At 34.5% G+C, this 20,238-nt stretch carries 23 protein-coding genes and 1 pseudogene; 11 read left to right on the top strand and 13 right to left on the bottom strand.

Translation table 11 applies throughout. The features are described 5' to 3' along the window. Positions 1–12 precede the first annotated feature (12 nt). From fabG to CSC80_RS14040, 8 genes are all read right to left on the bottom strand, one after another. Positions 13–762 carry a 3-oxoacyl-[acyl-carrier-protein] reductase gene (gene fabG / locus CSC80_RS14075; RefSeq protein ID WP_071342125.1) on the bottom strand — a complete coding sequence of 250 codons (750 nt, stop codon included), beginning with the start codon at positions 760–762 and terminating at the stop codon, positions 13–15. Between the two features lie 106 nt (positions 763–868). Further along, entirely contained in the window at positions 869–1,741 is an 873-nt protein-coding gene (sucD, locus tag CSC80_RS14070; RefSeq protein WP_058102623.1) for a succinate--CoA ligase subunit alpha, read from the bottom strand. Positions 1,742–1,816: 75 nt separating this feature from the next. Further along, a complete protein-coding gene (locus tag CSC80_RS14065; protein WP_099192628.1) occupies positions 1,817–2,752 on the bottom strand; it encodes a UDP-3-O-(3-hydroxymyristoyl)glucosamine N-acyltransferase in 936 nt (311 codons plus the stop codon). 41 nt (positions 2,753–2,793) lie between these two features. Next, complete coding sequence (gene efp, locus CSC80_RS14060; RefSeq protein WP_058102621.1) at positions 2,794–3,360, bottom strand: elongation factor P; 567 nt, start codon at positions 3,358–3,360, stop codon at positions 2,794–2,796. A 43-nt stretch (positions 3,361–3,403) separates the two neighbouring features. Beyond that, entirely contained in the window at positions 3,404–4,189 is a 786-nt protein-coding gene (gene lpxA / locus CSC80_RS14055; protein ID WP_058102620.1) for an acyl-ACP--UDP-N-acetylglucosamine O-acyltransferase, read from the bottom strand. Between the two features lies 1 nt (position 4,190). Next, positions 4,191–5,591 (bottom strand): bifunctional UDP-3-O-[3-hydroxymyristoyl] N-acetylglucosamine deacetylase/3-hydroxyacyl-ACP dehydratase, encoded by a 1,401-nt coding sequence (locus CSC80_RS14050; RefSeq protein WP_058102619.1) that lies wholly within the window; start codon positions 5,589–5,591, stop codon positions 4,191–4,193. 2 nt (positions 5,592–5,593) lie between these two features. Next, positions 5,594–6,610: a UDP-3-O-(3-hydroxymyristoyl)glucosamine N-acyltransferase gene (gene lpxD / locus CSC80_RS14045; RefSeq protein WP_058102618.1), complete on the bottom strand. Its 1,017-nt coding sequence runs from the start codon at positions 6,608–6,610 to the stop codon at positions 5,594–5,596. Between the two features lie 23 nt (positions 6,611–6,633). Then, positions 6,634–7,863: an HD domain-containing protein gene (locus CSC80_RS14040; protein ID WP_099192626.1), complete on the bottom strand. Its 1,230-nt coding sequence runs from the start codon at positions 7,861–7,863 to the stop codon at positions 6,634–6,636. A gap of 86 nt (positions 7,864–7,949) precedes the next feature. On the opposite strand from CSC80_RS14040, the gene CSC80_RS14035 reads away from it, so the two are divergent. From CSC80_RS14035 to CSC80_RS14015, 6 genes are all read left to right on the top strand, one after another. Further along, the gene (locus tag CSC80_RS14035; protein WP_099192624.1) at positions 7,950–9,494 is read left to right on the top strand and encodes a response regulator; all 1,545 of its coding nucleotides are present in this window, start codon (positions 7,950–7,952) and stop codon (positions 9,492–9,494) included. Positions 9,495–9,503: 9 nt separating this feature from the next. Further along, positions 9,504–9,917, top strand: a complete 414-nt coding sequence (gene tsaE / locus CSC80_RS14030) for a tRNA (adenosine(37)-N6)-threonylcarbamoyltransferase complex ATPase subunit type 1 TsaE (RefSeq protein ID WP_074673682.1) — start codon at positions 9,504–9,506, stop codon at positions 9,915–9,917. Positions 9,918–10,140: 223 nt separating this feature from the next. Next, the gene (locus CSC80_RS19770) at positions 10,141–10,272 is read left to right on the top strand and encodes a hypothetical protein (RefSeq protein WP_262497244.1); all 132 of its coding nucleotides are present in this window, start codon (positions 10,141–10,143) and stop codon (positions 10,270–10,272) included. 105 nt (positions 10,273–10,377) lie between these two features. Then, on the top strand, positions 10,378–11,019 hold the full coding sequence (locus CSC80_RS14025) for a hypothetical protein (protein WP_099192622.1): 642 nt from the start codon (positions 10,378–10,380) through the stop codon (positions 11,017–11,019). Positions 11,020–11,117: 98 nt separating this feature from the next. Further along, complete coding sequence (locus tag CSC80_RS14020; RefSeq protein ID WP_058102613.1) at positions 11,118–12,317, top strand: alanine dehydrogenase; 1,200 nt, start codon at positions 11,118–11,120, stop codon at positions 12,315–12,317. Positions 12,318–12,395: 78 nt separating this feature from the next. Then, positions 12,396–12,779: a DUF4258 domain-containing protein gene (locus tag CSC80_RS14015; RefSeq protein WP_071342120.1), complete on the top strand. Its 384-nt coding sequence runs from the start codon at positions 12,396–12,398 to the stop codon at positions 12,777–12,779. A 3-nt stretch (positions 12,780–12,782) separates the two neighbouring features. Here CSC80_RS14015 and CSC80_RS14010 read toward each other — a convergent pair whose 3' ends face one another. Continuing rightward, positions 12,783–13,949, bottom strand: a complete 1,167-nt coding sequence (locus CSC80_RS14010) for a proline dehydrogenase family protein (RefSeq protein WP_091604573.1) — start codon at positions 13,947–13,949, stop codon at positions 12,783–12,785. Between the two features lie 110 nt (positions 13,950–14,059). On the opposite strand from CSC80_RS14010, the gene aroB reads away from it, so the two are divergent. Continuing rightward, entirely contained in the window at positions 14,060–15,121 is a 1,062-nt protein-coding gene (gene aroB, locus CSC80_RS14005; protein WP_074673678.1) for a 3-dehydroquinate synthase, read from the top strand. 109 nt (positions 15,122–15,230) lie between these two features. Next, positions 15,231–15,560, top strand: coding sequence for a hypothetical protein (locus CSC80_RS14000; RefSeq protein WP_074673677.1), 330 nt, complete (start codon positions 15,231–15,233; stop codon positions 15,558–15,560). Here CSC80_RS14000 and CSC80_RS13995 read toward each other — a convergent pair. From CSC80_RS13995 to CSC80_RS13985, 3 genes are all read right to left on the bottom strand, one after another. Further along, positions 15,557–16,078, bottom strand: a complete 522-nt coding sequence (locus tag CSC80_RS13995) for a DinB family protein (RefSeq protein ID WP_091604579.1) — start codon at positions 16,076–16,078, stop codon at positions 15,557–15,559. The two genes, CSC80_RS14000 and CSC80_RS13995, sit on opposite strands and share 4 nt — an antisense overlap. A 90-nt stretch (positions 16,079–16,168) precedes the next feature. Beyond that, positions 16,169–16,648, bottom strand: coding sequence for a winged helix-turn-helix transcriptional regulator (locus CSC80_RS13990; RefSeq protein ID WP_027066901.1), 480 nt, complete (start codon positions 16,646–16,648; stop codon positions 16,169–16,171). A 116-nt stretch (positions 16,649–16,764) separates the two neighbouring features. Continuing rightward, the gene (locus CSC80_RS13985) at positions 16,765–17,868 is read right to left on the bottom strand and encodes a M14 metallopeptidase family protein (RefSeq protein WP_091604582.1); all 1,104 of its coding nucleotides are present in this window, start codon (positions 17,866–17,868) and stop codon (positions 16,765–16,767) included. 255 nt (positions 17,869–18,123) lie between these two features. Between CSC80_RS13985 and CSC80_RS13980 the strand changes: the two genes are divergently transcribed. The 3 genes from CSC80_RS13980 to CSC80_RS13970 all read left to right on the top strand — a co-directional run bounded on the left by CSC80_RS13980 (position 18,124) and on the right by CSC80_RS13970 (position 19,744). Then, positions 18,124–18,480 (top strand): helix-turn-helix transcriptional regulator, encoded by a 357-nt coding sequence (locus CSC80_RS13980; RefSeq protein ID WP_091604585.1) that lies wholly within the window; start codon positions 18,124–18,126, stop codon positions 18,478–18,480. A 71-nt stretch (positions 18,481–18,551) separates the two neighbouring features. After that, on the top strand, positions 18,552–18,929 hold the full coding sequence (locus tag CSC80_RS13975; RefSeq protein WP_099192620.1) for a hypothetical protein: 378 nt from the start codon (positions 18,552–18,554) through the stop codon (positions 18,927–18,929). Positions 18,930–18,931: 2 nt separating this feature from the next. Further along, positions 18,932–19,744, top strand: coding sequence for a TerC family protein (locus tag CSC80_RS13970; protein ID WP_099192618.1), 813 nt, complete (start codon positions 18,932–18,934; stop codon positions 19,742–19,744). Positions 19,745–19,836: 92 nt separating this feature from the next. On the opposite strand, the pseudogene CSC80_RS13965 reads toward CSC80_RS13970, so the two are convergent. Then, positions 19,837–20,238: pseudogene (locus CSC80_RS13965) on the bottom strand (C-5 sterol desaturase); the annotation flags it as partial.

The following is a 20,238-nucleotide window of genomic DNA, read 5'->3' as shown; positions in this document are numbered from 1 at the left end:
ATAAATATTGTGTTAGGTAAGCATACCACCATCAACATTAAGTACTTGACCTGTTACATAACTAGAAAGGTCAGATGCAAAATACAAACATGCATTTGCAATATCCTCGGTAGAACCTCCTCGTTTTAACGGAATACCGTCTCTCCATCCTTGAACTGTCTTTTCATCCAATTTTTCGGTCATTTCTGTTTCAATGAATCCTGGTGCAATAGCGTTACATCTAATATTTCTAGAGCCTAATTCCAATGCTACAGATTTAGTAAAACCAATCATACCTGCCTTAGATGCAGCGTAATTGGTTTGACCTGCATTACCTTTTACCCCAACCACACTACTCATATTAATGATAGAACCTTTACGTTGTTTCAACAAAGTTCTTTGTACGGCTTTGGTCATATTAAAAACAGATTTCAAGTTGATATCTATGACAGCATCAAAATCTGCTTCTGACATACGCATTAAAAGATTATCTTTAGTGATACCTGCATTGTTGATCAATACATCAATTCTTCCATCAAAATCTTCTAGTACTTTAGCAACCAGCTCTTCAGCTTCTTGAAAACTGGCAGCATTACTTTTATAGGCTTTTGCCTTAACCCCTTTCTCTGTTAATTCCTTCTCTAACGCTAATGCAGGAGCTTCACTAGAACTATATGTAAATGCAACATTTGCTCCATGATCCGCAAAAACTTGGGCTATACCCATACCAATTCCTCTGCTAGCCCCTGTTATAATTACGTTTTTATCTTCTAATAATTTCATAAGTCCGTTGTTTTAAACCGATGTTTATCAAATATACCTTTTGTTTCATTTATAGGCTAAAAAAAATCCCGCTATAAACGGGATTTTATACTATAAAAAGGGAATCTTATCCCATTACTTCTTTAACTTTTAAGCCAATTTCAGCCGGAGAATCTACAACGTGAATACCACATTCTCTCATAATTCTTTTCTTGGCTTGGGCAGTATCATCGCTACCACCAACAATAGCACCAGCATGACCCATTGTTCTACCGGCCGGAGCAGTTTCACCTGCAATAAATCCAACAACTGGTTTTTTACTTCCACTAGCTTTATACCACTGTGCAGCATCAGCCTCTAATTGTCCACCGATCTCACCAATCATTACCACACACTCTGTAGCAGGATCATTGATCAATAACTCAACTGCTTCTTTAGTAGTAGTTCCAATAATTGGATCACCACCAATACCAATAGCAGTAGTAATTCCTAAACCTTGGCGAACCACCTGGTCAGCAGCTTCGTAAGTTAAAGTTCCTGATTTGGAAACAATACCAACATTACCTTCCTTAAATACAAAACCTGGCATAATACCAACTTTTGCCTCACCTGGTGTTATTACACCCGGACAGTTAGGTCCGATCAAGCGACATTCTTTATTTTTAATATAGTTGGCCACCTTTACCATATCGGCAACAGGTATACCTTCTGTAATTGTAATGATAACTTTAATTCCAGCTTCAGCAGCTTCCATTATAGCATCTGCAGCAAATGCTGGCGGAACGAAAATTATAGTAGTATCTGCGCCTACCTTTTCAACAGCTTCGGTAACCGTATTGAAAACGGGTTTTCCCAAATGCTCTTGTCCACCTTTACCTGGTGTAACACCACCTACGATATTAGTACCGTACTCAATCATCTGTCCTGCATGGAAAGTACCTTCACTACCGGTGAAACCTTGTACGATTATTTTGGAATCCTTATTTACTAATACGCTCATACTACTGTAGTTTATTTATTTTTTTAATTATGAACAAAAATATAAGTTGTTAATGAATTTTATAGCATTACTTAGCTATTTCTTATCTATTTTTTTAATTATTTCTGGAATCTGCTTTAAATAGGCCAATTGCTTTAGCTTTTCACGAGATTCCTCTATTGGCGTACCAAAGTAGCTCTTACCTCCTTTTACAGATTTTGTTACTCCTGTTTGCCCCATAATTACAGCTTTGGCACCTATGGTAATTCCACTATTGGTACCAACTTGTCCCCACAAAGTCACTTCATCTTCAATAATAACACAACCGGCAATACCCGTTTGAGAGGCAATTAAGCACTTTTTACCAATAACCGTATCATGGCCAACATGAACTTGATTGTCCAACTTTGTTCCGTAACCAATTGTCGTATCACCCGAAACGCCTCTATCAATGGTACATAGCGCACCAATATCAACATTATCCTCAAGTACTACCCTACCGCCCGAAATTAATTTATCAAAACCTTCTGGGCGCTTTTTATAATAAAAGGCATCAGCACCTAAAACAGTGCCTGCATGTATGGTAACATTATCACCAATTAAGCAATTATCATAAATTGTTACGTTTGAATGAATTATACAATTCTCTCCTATTACAACATTGTTACCAACAAAAGTATTAGGTTGTATAACAGTATCCTTTCCAATTTTTGCAGTTGCAGCAATTGATTGACTGCTTGGCACAAATGGCTGAAAGAACGTGGTAAGCTTATTGAAGTCCCTAAATGGGTCATCTGAAATCAATAATGCTTTTCCGTTAGGACAATCTACTTGCTTATTGATCAAAATGATAGTAGCCTTGGACTCCAAAGCCTTATCATAATACTTTGGGTGGTCTACAAATACAATATCCCCTGGTTCCACAACATGAATCTCGTTCATGCCCAACACAGGAAAATCATCATGCCCAACATATTCACTAGAGATTATCTCTGCAATCTGTTTTAACGAAAAAGTAGTAGGAAATTTCAAATGACTTTTTTAGCTCTAAATAAAGAATCTACCTTTGGCAATTATTCCTTTACACGTTCCATGTAAGAACCTGTAGAAGTATCTATTTTAACCTTATCACCTTCATTAATAAAAAGTGGCACATTCACTTCCGCTCCAGTTTCAACCGTTGCAGGTTTTGTAGCATTGGTAGCTGTATTACCTTTTACTCCAGGTTCAGTATACGTAACCTCAAGAACAACACTTGCCGGCATATCAACAGATAAAGGCATGCTGTCCTCTGTATTGAACATGATCTTTACAATTTCTCCTTCTTTTAAAAGACCAGGAGCATCTAAAGAGCTTTCTTGAAGTGTAATTTGATTGTAATCATCAGTATTCATGAAGTGATACGTTTCACCTTCTGGATATAAATATTGATAAGAACGTGTTTCTACACGAACATCTTCTATTTTATGACCTGCAGAAAATGTATTATCCAATACTTTGCCTGTAGAAACACTTTTTAATTTAGTACGTACAAAAGCAGGACCTTTACCTGGTTTTACATGTAAAAATTCTATTATTTTATAGATATCGTTATTATATCTTATGCATAGTCCTTTTCGTATATCTGATGTAGATGCCATTACTGTTTAATATTAATGTAGTTAACTTAAGTTTAAAATTTATTTAATTGTTACTGAAATAACCTTTCATGATACCACGCTGAGAATCACGAATAAACTGCAATATCTCATCTCTTTCTGGAGTGGCCTCCATTTCAGCTTCTATAATTTGTACCGCTTGGGTATTGTTGTAGTTTTTTTGATAAAGGATACGGTAGATATTCTGTATTTCCCTAATTTTTTCCGAGATGAAACCTCTTCTTCTCAAACCAACAGAATTGATTCCTACATATGAAAGAGGCTCTCTTGCAGCTTTCACATAAGGTGGCACATCTTTTCTAACCAAGGATCCTCCGGTAACAAAGGCATGTTGACCAACCGACACAAATTGATGCACGGCAACCAAACCAGCCAAAATTACATTATCACCAATTGTAACGTGACCCGCTAGTGTGGAATTATTAGAAAAAATACAATTATCACCAACCAAACAGTCATGGGCAACATGGCAATACGCCATGATCAAGCAATTTTTGCCGATTACCGTTTTCATTCTGTCTGAAGTACCCTTATGTATAGTAGCACACTCCCTAATGGTAGTATTATCACCAATAACTACCGTGGTATCTTCCCCTTCGTATTTTAAATCTTGTGGAGAAGCGGAAATAACCGCACCAGGAAAAATATTACAGTTTTTCCCAATACGTGCACCTTCCATGATAGTTACATTAGACCCGATCCAGGTACCATCTCCAATAGTAACATTATTGTGAATTGTTGTAAATGGCTCTACAACTACATTCTTTGCTATTTTAGCTCCCGGATGAATATAGGCTAAAGGTTGATTCATACTATGTTCTTTTTACAATTTGAGCCATCATCTCCGCTTCACTAACCAACTTATCATTAGCGTAAGCATAAGCCTGCATATGGCAGATTCCCCTTCTTATCGGGGTAATTAGACTACAATGGAATATTAATGTATCTCCAGGTAGTACTTGTCTTTTAAATTTAACCTTGTCAATTTTCATGAAAAGTGTTAAGTAGTTTTCCGGATCAGGCACTGTACTTAGAACCAAAATACCACCAGTTTGTGCCATTGCCTCTACTTGCAACACACCAGGCATTACAGGAGCTCCAGGAAAATGACCTACAAAAAACGGCTCGTTCATGGTAACGTTTTTCATACCTACAACATGTTGATCGGAAAGCTCTAAAATACGATCGATCAACAAGAATGGCGGTCTATGCGGTAGCATATCCATTATTTGATGAATATCCATCAATGGAGGTAAACTTAGATCGTACTTAGGTACGTTGTTACGTTTCTCCAATTTTATTATTTGAGCAATTTTTTTAGCAAATTGAGTATTTACATAGTGCCCAGGCTTATTTGCAATAACCTTACCTCTAATTCTAGTACCTGCCAAGGCTAAATCACCAATAACATCCAATAATTTATGGCGAGCTGCCTCGTTTGGCTGATGCAAGGTCAAATTGTCAAGAATACCATTTGCCTTAACGGAAAGTTTCTTTTTATTAAAAGCTTTTTCAAGCTTTTTCATTGTTTCCTCCGAAATCTCCTTATCTACATAAACAATGGCGTTATTTAAATCACCACCTTTTATAAGTCCATTTTCAAGTAAAGCCTCTAATTCATGTAGAAAACTAAAAGTTCTAGCATCGGCAATTTCTTTTTTGAAATCGGAAATATTTTCTAATGTTGCATTTTGGGTACCCAAGACCTTAGTGCCAAAATCCACCATAGTAGTTACTTGGTAGGTGTCACTAGGAATTATGGTAATTTCACTACCCGTTTTTTCGTCTCTATATGAAATAACTTCCTTAACTACGTACTCCTCTCTATAGGCATCTTGCTCAACAATACCAGCTTTTTCCAATGCTTCTACAAAAAACTTGGAAGAACCATCCATAATCGGAGGCTCGGCAGCATTAAGCTCTATAAGAACATTGTCAATTTCCAAACCTACCAAGGCAGCCAAAACGTGCTCTGAAGTCTGAATTTTAACACCGTTCTTTTCTAAGTTAGTACCTCTTTGCGTATTGTTCACCAAATTAGCATCTGCAGGTATTATAGGAGTACCTTCCAAATCGACTCTTTTAAAAGCGTATCCGTGATTTTTATCTGCGGGTACAAATTTAATGGTTACATCACTACCGGTATGTAAACCTACTCCCGTAAGACTTACCTCTTTACCAATTGTTGTTTGTTTAATAGTTGTTGTGCTCATCGTCAATCTTTCTTTTCTAAGGTGTCGATTCTACTTATTATTTTTGATAAATTCTTAAAATGAACATAAGATTTGTTGAAATCACCATAGTTTAGTGCTGGTGAACCTTGCAAAACTTCATTGTCTTTCACATTTCTACCGATACCAGATTGTGCCTGTATTTTTACATTGTCGCCAATGACAATATGACCAACGATACCTACCTGTCCGCCAATCATACAATGTTTGCCAATTTTTGTAGAGCCGGCAATGCCTGTTTGAGCGGCAATTACGGTATGCTCTCCAATTTCAACGTTATGCGCTATTTGTATTTGATTATCTAGCTTAACCCCTTTTCTTAAAATGGTAGAGCCTAATGTAGCTCTATCTATGGTGGTGCCTGCACCAATATCAACGTTATCCTCCAAGATTACATTTCCGGTCTGTGGCACTTTAATAAACTCGCCGTTTTCGTTTGGAGCAAAACCAAATCCGTCTGCACCCAAAACTACGCCACTATTTATTACGCAATTGTTTCCAATTATAGTTTCTGAATACACCTTTACTCCAGCGAAAATGATAACGTTGTTTCCAATCTTTACATTATCACCTATATAAGCATTTGGATAAATTTTCACATTATCACCCAACACCACATTATTTCCTAAATATGCAAATGCACCTATATATACATCTGATCCATAAGTAACATTATCAGATTTAAAAATGGGTTCTTCAATACCCACCTTATTATTTTTAACCTGATTGTAGTATTCCAACAACTTGGAAAATGACTTGTAAGCATCCTCTACTTTAATCAATGTAGTGTTCAAATCTTGTTCAGGAACAAAACTTTTATTCACTATCGTTACCGATGCTTTTGTTTTATAAATGAATGAAGTATACTTAGGATTGGCTAAAAAAGTAAGGGAACCTTCTTCACCTTCCTCTATTTTAGCAAGTTTATGTACGGCTATTTCTGGATTTCCATGTACTTCTCCTTCTAAGATACCTGCAATCTGACCTGCTGTAAATTTCATGAGCGTAAAAGTAAGAAAAATTGTTAAACCCCTTCTTTAGGATAACACATATAATATTTGGTTACCGTTTTTGAAAGTGCATTTAAATTTAGGTGATCAGACAATTTGGCGACATCGGTTATTTTTCCATTTTTCCTTAAAATGTTGATAGTCTGATGTTGCCTATCGTAAGCTTTATTTCTCAACTCGCCCTTAAACACAAAATACGAAGCCTCTTCATCCGTAATATTATACTCGGCTTTTACCTTATTTAATTGCATTAAAAATTTAGTTTCGCTAATAGGCTCCTTTTTCACCTTTATATGAAGTAGTTTTCTATTAATGATCATTGCACACAATGAACTTAAAACAAAGTCATTAGAATATTGCCAATCTTTTAATGCTGCAAGTATGTCTATATCATCTAACTTGGCAAACTTTAATAAGGTATCACCATTAAAGTTATTGATGTCTATATGATGGGTTAAAAAGTAATGTAAGGGAATACTAGAATTCAATGTTTCACCTTTTTCAATCAGAAAACGTGCCCTTTTAAGTATACTGATAAGTAATCGTTCTGCCACCACTGCTGTTTTATGAAGGTAAACTTGCCAGTACATGAACCTACGTGCCATTAAGAATTTTTCAACCGAATAGATACCCTTTTCTTCAATGACCAAGCTACCGTCAACTACATTTAACATGGTAATTAAACGTTCTGCGTTAGTATTACCTTCCGCTACACCAGTATAAAAGCTATCTCTTTTTAAATAATCTAAACGGTCCATATCTAATTGACTAGACACTAGCTGGTTCAAGAATTTTTTTTCATGATTTCCAGTAAAGATAGAAATGGCCTCCGTTAAACTTCCGTTAAATCGTTCGTTGAGTTCTTGCATGAATTGAAGTGAAATAAACTCGTGGCTAACACCTTCAACAATGCTATGTTCCATGGCATGTGAAAAAGGTCCGTGACCAATATCATGTAAAAGAATGGCACACAAAAGTCCGTCTTCTTCACTTGTATAAATCTCAACCCCTTTAAAACGAAGCACTTGTATAGACTTCTGCATTAAATACATACAACCCAATGCATGATGGAATCTAGTATGGTGTGCCCCCGGATAAACTAAATAGGACAACCCCATTTGTGAAATTCTTCTCAACCTTTGAAAATAGGGATCGGCAATAAGGTCGAATATTAGGGCATTGGGAATTCTAATAAATCCGTAAATTGGATCATTAAAGATTTTCAATTTGTTTGATGTCTTCAAGATAACGTTGTCTTTTCTGAAATTAACATTTCAAAGTTATACAAAAGCATTAGCATATAATTTGATTATCGTCAAATAATAATTCAATGAACAAAATAAAAATATTGTGGGTAGATGATGAAATAGATCTACTTAAACCACACATCATCTTTTTAGAATCTAAAAATTATAGTGTAATTACCTGTCAAAGTGGACAAGAAGCATTAGAAGAACTTGCCCAAACTAGAGTAGATATCGTATTTCTTGATGAAAACATGCCAGGCATCTCCGGTTTGGAAACATTATCAGAAATTAAAACAATAAACAACTCTTTACCTGTGGTCATGATCACCAAAAGTGAAGAGGAGTTTATAATGGAAGAAGCCATAGGTTCTAAAATTGCAGATTACCTTATTAAACCTGTAAACCCCAATCAAATTTTATTATCCCTTAAAAAGAATTTAGACCACTCCAGATTGGTTTCTGAAAAAACCACTAGTAACTATCAACAGGAATTTAGAAAAATAGCCATGGATTTATCCATGGTCAGCACTTATCAAGAATGGGCCGATCTTTATAAAAAGCTAATTTACTGGGAACTTCAATTAGAAGAAATTGAAGACAGTGGTATGTTCGAAATCTTAGAATCCCAAAAAACCGAAGCCAATCAACAGTTTGGTAAATTTGTAGACCGCAATTATGAGGATTGGTTTACAGATACGGACGCACCTGTAATGTCTCACACCTTATTCAAGAAATGGATCGCCCCCGAGATAAAAAATCAAAAAACATTACTGATCGTAGTAGATAATTTACGATACGATCAATGGTATGCTTTTGAAGATACGGTCAACTCATTTTATAAAAAGAAAAAAGAAGATTCCTACTATAGCATTCTACCTACTGCAACGCAGTATGCCAGAAATGCGATATTTTCTGGGTTAACACCGTTAGATATGGAAAAGAAATATCCGGAATGGTGGAAAAACGATACCGATGAAGGCGGAAAAAACCTTTTTGAAGACAAATTCTTAGATGCTCAACTAAAGAGACTTGGACTTGAGTTAAAATGGGAGTACCATAAGATTAGTAGTTTAAAACAAGGCAAACATTTAAGTCAGAATTTTAAGGGGCAGAAGGATAATGATTTGACCGTAATTGTGTACAACTTTGTGGATATGCTTTCTCATTCTAAAACAGAAATGGAAGTTATAAAAGAATTGGCTTCCAATGATAAGTCTTACCGTTCATTAACAACCAGTTGGTTTAAGAATTCTCCCATGTTAGAAATTATACAGCAAGCGCAGACCTTGGGAATGAAATTGATTATTACCACGGATCATGGCACCATCAATGTAAAAACTCCTTCCAAAGTTGTTGGCGATAGGGACACAAGCCTGAATTTACGCTATAAAACCGGCAGAAGTCTTACGTATGAAAAAAGTGAGGTTTTAGCAGCCAAAGACCCAAAAACCATTAATTTGCCAAGTATAAATATGAGCAGTTCTTTCATATTTGCTAAAAATGATTATTTCTTTGCCTACCCCAATAATTACAATCACTATGTAAGTTATTATAGAAACACGTATCAACATGGCGGAGTTTCTTTGGAAGAAATGATTATACCTTTTGTAGTTTTGGAACCTAAATAGTTTATTAAAATGGAATTCATTTATAACGAAGGTGAGTTACCTAATGTTGCCAAGCAAATTGTAACACATTCTAAAAGTAAAATATTAGCATTTTATGCCCCAATGGGAGCCGGAAAAACTACTTTAATAAAATCATTGGTCAAAGAATTGGGTAGCGGTGATACTGTAAGTAGCCCTACTTTTGGACTGGTTAATGAGTATGCACTTGAAACTGGTGAACTATTGGGCTTTCATTTTGATTTTTATCGTCTTAATGATGAATCTGAAGCAATGGATATGGGGCTTGATGATTATTTGTCTTCAAATGGCTGGATATTTATGGAGTGGCCAGAAAAAATACCGAACCTTCTTCCTTCGGATATTCAAAATATTACTATTGAAATAATTGACGAAACAACAAGAAAACTAATTCTTTCTAAATAAGGGTTTTAACGCTAATATTCATTTGGTGTAAGAATTGTGGAATTTTGCATCGTTCAAACTAAAGATTTATTGTATTTATTCGATGAAAAACTAGGATTTCGATAAAATGTACAAATAATCGGTTAAAAGTCACAATTTTAACGTTTAACAACATTTTAGTTGTATATTTTTTCTTACGTTTGTAGAAGAACTAAATATTTGTATAACCAAAAACCCCTTGAAAATGAAAAACAAAAGAACATTCTTAGCTTCAATCGCTTTAGGCGTATTCCTTTTAGCAATGGCAGCACCAGTAATCAACATTGATAATCAAGATCTTAATGTTGACAAAAGAAAGTTAACTAAAAGAATATAACTATAATCATTTTGTAGTTAGAAAAGAGAGCATTTTAATGCTCTCTTTTTTGTTTATAATAATTAGCAATTTACTTCGTTAGCATATAGTAATACTATTTTGCAAATGATTAATAAAGTAAAAAAAAAGAAAGCTAAAAAGAAGATTTTTCTAGAAACTCTTCTAGTTTTTTTTATAGCCATTTCTCCTTTTTTATATAAGGTTTATGATTATTTGCCTTATAACCAAAATGGCGATGCTTTAATTTTAGGCTTTACCTTAGGAAATAATGGATTTCCAGATACCTTAACGTACTTATGGTATCTAACTTCTAAAATAGTACCTCTATATTTAATGATATTTTGGTTTCTTACTTCACGAGATTGGTGGTATCATATAATATTAATTCCAATAGCAATGTATGCTTTTCAAATGTTTGAAGTATTCTATGACTCAGATAATATGATCGACACTGATAATATCTGGTGGATAATTCCTATTTGTATGATTACCATTCCCTTTGTTTATTTTATTCGTATTAAATTATACGACAAACATGTTCATGGAATAGATCTAGAAGCAATGGAGGCTGAACTTGAAGACCTAAAAGCTAAAGGCTACACCAGTGACAAAAAAGATGATAGTTCCTTAAATGAAGTACCTTCTTTGTCTGATGATTTAAATTCCAAACTATCTACCGGCAGTATTGAGAACTTTTTAAAAAATTTGCAAGAACGTGTTCAAGGTTGGCTACACCTTAAGTTTTAACCTCACAATATCATTAGTTAAGCACAACCCATTCATTTCTTTAAAAATTGTACATTTGAGTTTCAAGTCAGTGATTTGAACCACGCATTTTTGTAGTTATGAATGAACCCACATCACCGTTTAGCAAACATCAATTAATTCCACAAGAGGAAACCTTAGAGGTTTTACGCCAAAAAGGTGAATTGTTTATAGGCATCCCAAAGGAAAATCAGTACCAAGAAAAAAGAATATGTTTAACGCCCGATGCGGTCAATGCCATTACTTCTAACGGTCATCGTGTTCTAATAGAATCTGGAGCAGGTGAAGGAGCCCATTTTTCTGATGCGGATTATGTAACCGCTGGTGGGGAAATTACCAGGGATACTAAAAAGGTTTTTGCGTGCCCGTTAATTTTAAAAGTAGAACCTCCTACCCTTACCGAAATAGAATATATAAATCCGCAGACTACAATAATATCCGCACTTCAGATAAAGACCCAGTACAAGGAATATTTTGAGGAATTGGCAAGAAAACGAATTACGGCTATAGCTTTTGAATATATCCGTGATGAAGAAGGAAAATACCCGGCTGTGCGTTCTCTCAGTGAAATTGCAGGTATTTCTTCAGTACTAATTGCCGCAGAATTAATGGCAGCAAATAATAATGGTAACGGGTTAATGTTCGGGAACATAAGCGGTGTACCACCTGTAGAAGTGGTCATCATTGGAGCGGGAACCGTTGGTGAATTTGCTGCACGATCCGCAATAGGTATAGGAGCAAATGTAAAGGTCTTTGACAATTCTATTACCAAGCTAAGAAACATACAGACCAATCTTAAACAAACGGTATACACATCTACAATACAACCCAAAAATTTATTGAAAGCCTTAAAACGCTGCGATGTTGCTATTGGCGCCACAAGAGGAAAAGATAGGTCACCGGTAGTAGTTACCAGCACCATGGTAGAACATATGAAAAAGGGAGCCGTAATCATTGATGTAAGTATTGATACAGGCGGATGTTTTGAAACCAGTGAAATTACCGATCACAATAAGCCTACTAGAAAAAAATATGATGTAATACACTACGGTGTGCCGAATATACCCTCTAGATATCCAAAAACAGCCTCAGTTAGTATCAGTAATATATTTACGCCTTATCTACTTAAAATTGGAGAAGATGGCGGTTTAGAAAATTCTCTACGTTTTGACAAAGGACTACGTAATGGTCTATATATGTACCATGGTATTCTTACCAACAAATCGGTTGGCGAGTGGTTCGACCTTCAGTATAGCGATATTAATTTTTTAATATTCTAAAACAAAAAAGCAAAATTTTCTCTATCCATTTAAAAAGACATAATTTCGCGTTCTTAATTATTACAATAAGCAGCTAGAATGGATTTTCTTAAGAGGTTAGGTTATTTTTTGGTGGGGATGTCTATAGGAATCGTTTTTCTAACTTTTTTTCTTAAGAAAAAATCTGAAGAAACCGGTGTATATTTTTGCTACCTACCTAATTGCAGAACATTAAAAGACATTCGCTCAAAATCTATGTACTATAGTGAGGAAGCCCAACAAAAACTCCAAGAGTTACAGCTGGATTCTACTGCAGTGACCTATATTTTAACTGAGGGTGATGTGGATTTCGGAAATAGTGATACAAAATCCGTTCCCTGTAAAACTTATGTTATTGAGTCCGATTACAAGGAACAAGATTATATTTTCACCGTTAAGAATTGCAGAGAAAAAGCTACGATAGAAAACGTGCAACTACAATAAATTTTACATTTTTCTGCGCTTTCTTTCTTTTTTCAAAAGGGTAAGCTCCCTACTGGTTTGTCCCGCTACAGAGGTATTTTCATCCGCTCTTCTAATTAAATAAGGCATTACATCGCGTACTGGTCCAAAGGGTAAATATTTGGCAACGTTATAACCATGAGCAGCCAAATTGTAAGAAATATGATCGCTCATACCATACAACTGACCAAACCAAATATGAGTGTTATTTTTTTCAATACCCTTCTCTTCCATTAGCTCCATCAATTTATAACAACTCTCTTCATTGTGTGTTCCTGCAAAAATGGAAAGCACATCAATATTATCGATCATATATGCTATTGTTGCATTGAAATTATCATCAGTTTCTTGTTTGGTTTTGCAGATCGGTGAAGTGTAGCCCATTTCCTTTGCTCGATCATTCTCTTTCTCCATGTATGCACCCCTAACGACTTTCATTCCAACCAAGAAACCATCTTTTATAGCGCGCTCATGCAACGCTTTTAAATACGGTAAACGATCCCATCTGTACGTTTGCAGGGTATTAAATACTATTCTTTTTTTCCTATTATACTTACGCATCATTTCTTCAGCCAGATCATCAGCAGCATCTTGCATCCAGCTTTCCTCTCCATCGATCAGCAAAGACACTTCAAGATCATGTGCTTTTTTACAGACCTTGTCAAACCTATTGACAACCCTTTGCCATTCTGCTTTTTCTTTAACAGTGAGTTCTTTTTTCTCGCTAATTTTTTGGTACAAGGCAAATCTCCCAAAACCAGTTGGCTTAAAAACAGCATAAGGTATGGCGTCCTTTTCCTTTACAAAATCTAAAATGGTCAAAATAATTTCAGTAGCCGTATCAAAAGGGTCCTCCTCTTCTTTACCTTCTACAGAATAATCCAATACAGAGCATACACCCTTTTGCCACATACGATCCACCACAGGCAAGCAATCCCTTTCATTAACACCACCACAAAAATGGTCAAAAACAGTAGCACGAATTAAACTTTCTACGGGTAAATGAGCTTTAAAAGCAAAATTGGTAATAACAGAACCCATTTTCACCAAAGGTTCATTTGAAATCATTTTAAAGAGAAAATAAGCTCTTTCTAATTCTGAATCGGTTTTAAGAGCAAATGCAGTTGCAGTATTTTCAAAAATTTGGTCCATTCCTTATAATTTCTATAACGATCAAATATAATCACAGAATTTATAATCTTAAGACTAAAAATTACCTTTATTTTGCGTATAAGTTTCAAACAAATTAAGCTATATTTTTAATGGATTCCATTATTTCAGATTCTTACGCAGTACATTTCAATGAACAAGCTTTTTCTGCCCTAAATACTCATTTAGCAGAGAAAAAATATTCTACTATTTTTATAATGGTAGATGAAAATACCCATGAACACTGTCTACCAAATTTCATGGCAGAGCTAAATGGAGACTATGCATTTGAAATAATTGAAATTGAATCTGGGGAAATAAATAAAAACATTGAAACCTGCGTTGGTGTTTGGGAGGCACTTTCAGAACTTGGTGCGGACCGTAAAAGTTTACTAATAAATTTAGGAGGAGGAGTATTGACCGATATGGGCGGTTTTATTGCCTCTACATTTAAAAGAGGTATAGATTTCATAAATGTACCCACTACCCTATTATCTATGGTAGATGCTTCGGTAGGCGGTAAAACAGGTATTGACCTTGGCGCGTTAAAGAATCAAATTGGTGTTATCAACCAACCGGTAATGGTATTGGTGGTACCAGATTTCCTTGATACCTTAGAAGACAGACAGGTCAAAAGCGGGTTTGCCGAAATGCTAAAACATGGTCTTATTCAAGATAAAGATTACTGGCATTCACTTAAAGAAGCTAAAAACCTTGAGGATATGAAAAATCATATTCTTACTTCAATTCAAATTAAAAATGAAGTGGTCTTGCAAGACCCTACCGAACAACATATACGTAAAATATTAAATTATGGACACACGTTGGGTCACGCCATAGAATCGTATTTTCTTGAAAACGAATCTAAAGAAATGTTACTACATGGAGAAGCAATAGCAATTGGTATGATCTTAGAAGGCTATTTATCACAAAAACTATTAGACCTACCCCAAGAAGCCATGGAGGATATAAAGAAAACTTTTTTGGACAGGTATGACAAAGTAGAATTTTCTGATACCGACATTGATAATATTCTAAATTTAATGAAGTATGACAAGAAAAATTCTCATGGTAAAATCAATTTTGTACTCTTAAAATCTATTGGTGAACCTAAGTTTGATGTTGAAATTCCGGTAACATTATTTACTGAAGCTTTCGCTTACTACAAACTTTAAAAACTTCACATACCCAAATCATTACTTTCACAACTCTATAAAGATGTGTGTAATTTTAATGACTAGTTTAGTTATAGTTAAATAATAACCCGCTATAAATAAATTAGTTATGACCAGACGACTTATAGATTATCGTAAATTAGACCACAACTTAGCAGCTCTTTTAATTGAAACTTATCCTTATGGTTATGGTGATGAAGACATTATAACCTTCAAGAATATTAATGGTGATTATGTTGAGGCAGTTGAGCTGAAAACAACAGACACCTTATACTTGGTAAAAATTAGTAAGAGCCTTTCTAATTTTATCGCAAATTTTGAGGAGAATGTAGGCAAGGAGCTAGAATCAAGCACTCCCGAAGAAATAATGTCTTCAGAAGATATGACAAATGCCTTACACCTAAATTTTGAAAACGAACACGAACAAGAGTTAGATTAAACTAAATATCGCTCTTTTATAATATTAAAATGATGCCTTTGATGACCACTAATCACAAGGCCTAGCGCTGCTACAGACCAAGGTAATCCGCTTGCGGTACCGGTTCTTTTTAAGACATCATTAGATAAAAGACAGAAAAAGTTAATAGATGCTTCTCTAACTATTAGGAATTCCCGTAAAATATCCTCTTTAGTTCTTTGATTTGCATAACTCTCTAAAACGTAATCATCTTGCTCAAAACCTGGTAAAGGAGTTTTATCGTTTCTAGAAATTCGAAAAGCCCTGTATTGAAAAACGCGTTCAGAATCTATTAAGTGAACTAAGACTTCAGCTATAGTCCATTTACCCTCCCCGTAGCTATACATCAACTGATCTTTGGTTAAATTTTCAATTAGCTGTTGAAAGTTCTTCTTGCCATTTTCTAAGGCAGACTTTAAATCTTCTTCTTCATTTAAAGCATTTAAGTAGGTTCCGTAAAAATATTGCAATTCGCTATTCTCTAAATCTTTTACCTTCATAAAATATTTTTTGTTTTACAAAAACAACCAAAAAAGCCCAATTAAAAAATTTAACCGGGCTTTTCTTCAAGTTAGTTGACTATATTATTCTTATAACTCGTTAAAAATAGTATGCATTAAACGCTTTTTGTCATTAAAGCTTTCTTCTAACGAAATCATTGTCTCAGTTCTGCTGATACCATCTATATCATCAATTTTAAAGATAATATTTTTAGCATGCGTAGTATCCTTTGCTCTAATCTTACAGAAAATATTGAATTTCCCGGTTGTAATATGTGCAATGGTAACATTAGGTATTTGATTTAAACGTTCCAATACAAATTTGGTCTGGTGCGTTTTTTCAAGAAAAATACCCACATACGCTATAAATGCATAACCTAGTTTTACGTAATCTAAAGTTAGCGAAGAGCCTTTTATTATACCGGCTTCTTCCATTTTCTTAACCCTTACATGAACAGTACCTGCAGAAATAAGAAGTTTTTTTGCAATATCAGTAAAAGGTGTTCTGGTGTTATCAATTAACATATCCAGAATTTGGTGGTCTATTTCGTCTAATTTGACTTTGCCCATAGTTGTAAAATTTCTGCCAAAAATAAAAAATAATCACATTAAATTCATTGAAACTCGATTTTTTTTATTGAAAATGTAAACAATTTTACTATTTCAAAGAAATAAAACAATGAAATCTAAGAAAGTAGTTTTAAAATATCATTTTCTCTCAACCATTTCACATCGTTTTCATCATTGCAATTCAATGATTTATGTGCAAAAACTTCAGGAGGTTCCTTATCAAAAACATGAACCATAGGAACAAAATCCACTTTACCATTTTTTAGCACCTCCTTATACTGAATTGGTGTAAATTCAGCCGAAGTAAGACCATTATTTTCAAAATCTATATTATACACCCCAATATCAACAAACTGTTTACCATTCTCCGGTATTGATAAATATTGGTCAACGGTATAATCTGTTATTTCATTATCCCTTATAGTTAACAAACTCTTTACTAAAGCTTTAAAAATGTATACCCTTGTTACATCTCTATCATAATCATTATAATAATGACCAGCTTCAAATAATATAGTAGGTGTTCCCTTCATTTGAAAAGCATCGCCTACGCAATTTGCATTAAAGCCATCATCATACCTACCTACCTGCCCAGGTATTTCTTCTTGCAATTTGCTGTTCATTGCCGCTATTAATTGCATACTCAGTTTTCTAGACGGTGAGTTATTACGATCTTCATCAAAAGCTGGAGCCAAAAAAGAAACCGTAGCCGGTTTATGAGTAGTACCTACATTAAAAATAGTACGCTGATCATGTAGATTAAAACAGAAATCTGGTGTAAAATCTTCATAGACTTTTTTTAGCACTTTACTCTCTGGTTGCGATAAGTTTTGTGCGTCTCTATTTAAATCGATTTCATTAGCATTTATTCTAGTAAAGTCTCTAGCTCCATCTGGATTTAAAATTGGAATAATCTTAATGGTACAGGCATTCCATATTTTGAAGGCTTCCATGGATTCTTGACTCATAAAATTAAATAAATCTAAAACAGCCTTCGTTGTCGTTGATTCATTTCCATGCATTTGAGACCACATTAAAATTCGCTTAGGTCCGTTACCAAAAACAACACTTTTTATAGCTTCTCCGCGTACCGATCTACCTACTACCTCAGTTTTAAATGTTACCGGTAATGAATTTAAAAACTCATCTATATGGTCATAAGTAATATATCTTCCCGATATACTGGTTACACCATAGTCCTTATAATTTATTTCTTCCATGTATTACTTTTCAAAAAACAAAAATACTACAGGTACAGTTTACAATTGTAAATCAGTTTGTGATAAAAGAACCAAATTAAATGGTATTGAAATTTACAATTCTAATCAAAAAGATAAATAACATTTAATTAAATTGAAAATCAGTAATTTACTGTTATTTAAATAAACATGAACTTCATAAATTTCTAAGCGGATTTGAGAATTTTACACATAATTTAACTACTATTAAATGGAGTATGAATTAATTTTGTAAACATGTTAGACAGCAATTCATTCATATTAAGGTTAAAGTCAATTTTAACCCATTACGAACTTTCCTCCTCTGCATTTGCAGATTTAATTGAGGTGCAAAGATCTAGCATATCACATTTGTTGAATGGCAGAAACAAACCTAGCCTAGAGTTTATCATGAAAATTAATGATGCCTTTGCGGAGGTAGATATTCAATGGTTGCTTTACGGCATTGGCAGCTTTCCTAAACTAAACGAAAAAGAACCAACCAAAACTTACAATAAATCTAAACAGACCACCTTACCACCTAGCGAAAAGAATATTGACCGAATAGTTATTTTCTATAGTGACGGTACATTTAAAACATACCTAGAAAAATAGTTTTAAAATTCTAAATTCAGCATTCCTAACTTTTACTAGAATCATCATCGGGAATTTGTTTATTTTGCAGTATGATGAAAAAGATATTTTTTACTGCTATTACAAGCCTTTTACTTTGTTCTTGTTACCAACCTGAGCGCGATTGCGAAAAGTATAAAACAGGCGCTTTTAAATTCACTTATGAAGTTGGAGACACTGTTAAGGAAGGAAAATTTATAAGAACCAAAGATTACAGCATTGACTATTATGAAAACAAAATAGACAGCGCCACCGTCCGCTGGTTCAATGACTGCGAATTTGTGCTACAAGACATTAATAGCAAAACAGCCATACATTATAAAATTATTAGTACAACGGATTCTTCTTACACCTTTCAATACAAAAGCGCTGTAAAAGACCCTAACAAAAAATTAGTAGTAAAAACCGGAACCGCAATTAAAACCAACTAACCATGTTTGAAATTTTCACCAGTCCAGATGCTTGGATTGCCCTACTTACACTAACATTTCTTGAAATAGTTTTAGGTATAGATAATATAATTTTTATCTCCATTGCCGCAGGAAAACTTGAACCTGCACAAAGAAAAAAAGCTACCAATATTGGACTTGTATTGGCCATGGTAATGAGAATTGTATTGTTATTTGGCATCTCATTGCTTACTTCAATGAAAAAACCGTTTTGGGTGTTTGACAGTGAATGGATTACAGGAGGAATTAGCGGACAGGGAATAATACTCTTTCTAGGAGGTTTATTTCTGCTTTACAAGAGTACTAAGGAAATTCATGAAAAGGTCGAAGATAAAGGGCATGACGAACGCGAAGTAAAGAAAGCGAGATCCACATCCCTGACCAATGCCATTTTGCAAATAACCGTAATAAACATAGTATTTTCATTTGACTCTATTTTAACTGCCATAGGAATGACCAACGGCATCTCTCCTAACCCTAACGATGCTTTAATACTTATGATTGTAGCCGTAGTTATCTCAGTAATCATAATGATGTTATTTGCCAATCCTGTTGGTGAATTCGTAAATAGACACCCTTCCATTCAAATTCTAGGGCTTTCTTTTTTAATCTTAATAGGTTTTATGCTAATTGCAGAAGCAGCTCATTTAAGTCATCTAATTGTATTTGGTAATGAAGTGGGAACTATCCCGAAAGGATACCTTTACTTCTCCATTGCATTTTCATTAATGGTTGAATTCTTTGATCTAAGAATGAAAAAGAATAAGAAGCCCGCTACACCAATTGAAGAGCAATAGGAAAATTAAATAACGTAAAAACCCTAATTAAACACATGTTTAATTAGGGTTTTATATTTTCTTGCAACTGTATTTTAAACCGCCCGAGGTGTTTAATTTGGTCTATCAAAAGCCATTTCAGGGTTTTGTTCTTTTTGCTGCTTAAAAAGCCTTTGTTGCTGCTTAACAGTCATTGTACTACCATCATGGCTCCATCCTGGAGGACCAAAAATATACATTAGTTTGTGTTTAAATTTCTTCACCTTCTTCACATCTGCCCATATATCTTTAAATTCATGGGTAAGAATTACAATAGGGTTATTAGAATTAGGCGCATGTATAACGCCGAATTTCACATCAATTTCTTCATCATACTCTTTCCAGGTACCGAACATTTTATCAAAACAATTAAGAAATCCACCGTGATTCTTATCTAAGTACTCTACATTCTGTGCATGGTGCACTTGGTGCATGGTATGAGTGTTGAAGATTTTTTCTATAAAGCCCATTTTTCT

It is taken from the genome of Maribacter sp. 6B07 (assembly GCF_002700155.1).
GTDB classification, from domain to species: Bacteria; Bacteroidota; Bacteroidia; order Flavobacteriales; family Flavobacteriaceae; genus Maribacter; species Maribacter dokdonensis.
This window is presented reverse-complemented; position numbering and strand designations above follow the sequence as displayed.

Excerpts from the sequence above, each read along its gene's own strand:
- fabG (WP_071342125.1), bottom strand. The coding sequence starts at position 762 with ATGAAATTATTAGAAGATAAAAACGTAATTATAACAGGGGCTAGCAGA.
- sucD (WP_058102623.1), bottom strand. The coding sequence starts at position 1,741 with ATGAGCGTATTAGTAAATAAGGATTCCAAAATAATCGTACAAGGTTTC.
- efp (WP_058102621.1), bottom strand. The coding sequence starts at position 3,360 with ATGGCATCTACATCAGATATACGAAAAGGACTATGCATAAGATATAAT.
- lpxA (WP_058102620.1), bottom strand. The coding sequence starts at position 4,189 with ATGAATCAACCTTTAGCCTATATTCATCCGGGAGCTAAAATAGCAAAG.
- CSC80_RS14050 (WP_058102619.1), bottom strand. The coding sequence starts at position 5,591 with ATGAGCACAACAACTATTAAACAAACAACAATTGGTAAAGAGGTAAGT.
- lpxD (WP_058102618.1), bottom strand. The coding sequence starts at position 6,610 with ATGAAATTTACAGCAGGTCAGATTGCAGGTATCTTAGAAGGAGAAGTA.
- CSC80_RS14035 (WP_099192624.1), top strand. The coding sequence starts at position 7,950 with ATGAACAAAATAAAAATATTGTGGGTAGATGATGAAATAGATCTACTT.
- tsaE (WP_074673682.1), top strand. The coding sequence starts at position 9,504 with ATGGAATTCATTTATAACGAAGGTGAGTTACCTAATGTTGCCAAGCAA.
- CSC80_RS19770 (WP_262497244.1), top strand. The coding sequence starts at position 10,141 with ATGAAAAACAAAAGAACATTCTTAGCTTCAATCGCTTTAGGCGTATTC.
- CSC80_RS14025 (WP_099192622.1), top strand. The coding sequence starts at position 10,378 with ATGATTAATAAAGTAAAAAAAAAGAAAGCTAAAAAGAAGATTTTTCTA.
- CSC80_RS14020 (WP_058102613.1), top strand. The coding sequence starts at position 11,118 with ATGAATGAACCCACATCACCGTTTAGCAAACATCAATTAATTCCACAA.
- CSC80_RS14015 (WP_071342120.1), top strand. The coding sequence starts at position 12,396 with ATGGATTTTCTTAAGAGGTTAGGTTATTTTTTGGTGGGGATGTCTATA.
- CSC80_RS14010 (WP_091604573.1), bottom strand. The coding sequence starts at position 13,949 with ATGGACCAAATTTTTGAAAATACTGCAACTGCATTTGCTCTTAAAACC.
- aroB (WP_074673678.1), top strand. The coding sequence starts at position 14,060 with ATGGATTCCATTATTTCAGATTCTTACGCAGTACATTTCAATGAACAA.
- CSC80_RS14000 (WP_074673677.1), top strand. The coding sequence starts at position 15,231 with ATGACCAGACGACTTATAGATTATCGTAAATTAGACCACAACTTAGCA.
- CSC80_RS13995 (WP_091604579.1), bottom strand. The coding sequence starts at position 16,078 with ATGAAGGTAAAAGATTTAGAGAATAGCGAATTGCAATATTTTTACGGA.
- CSC80_RS13990 (WP_027066901.1), bottom strand. The coding sequence starts at position 16,648 with ATGGGCAAAGTCAAATTAGACGAAATAGACCACCAAATTCTGGATATG.
- CSC80_RS13985 (WP_091604582.1), bottom strand. The coding sequence starts at position 17,868 with ATGGAAGAAATAAATTATAAGGACTATGGTGTAACCAGTATATCGGGA.
- CSC80_RS13980 (WP_091604585.1), top strand. The coding sequence starts at position 18,124 with ATGTTAGACAGCAATTCATTCATATTAAGGTTAAAGTCAATTTTAACC.
- CSC80_RS13975 (WP_099192620.1), top strand. The coding sequence starts at position 18,552 with ATGATGAAAAAGATATTTTTTACTGCTATTACAAGCCTTTTACTTTGT.
- CSC80_RS13970 (WP_099192618.1), top strand. The coding sequence starts at position 18,932 with ATGTTTGAAATTTTCACCAGTCCAGATGCTTGGATTGCCCTACTTACA.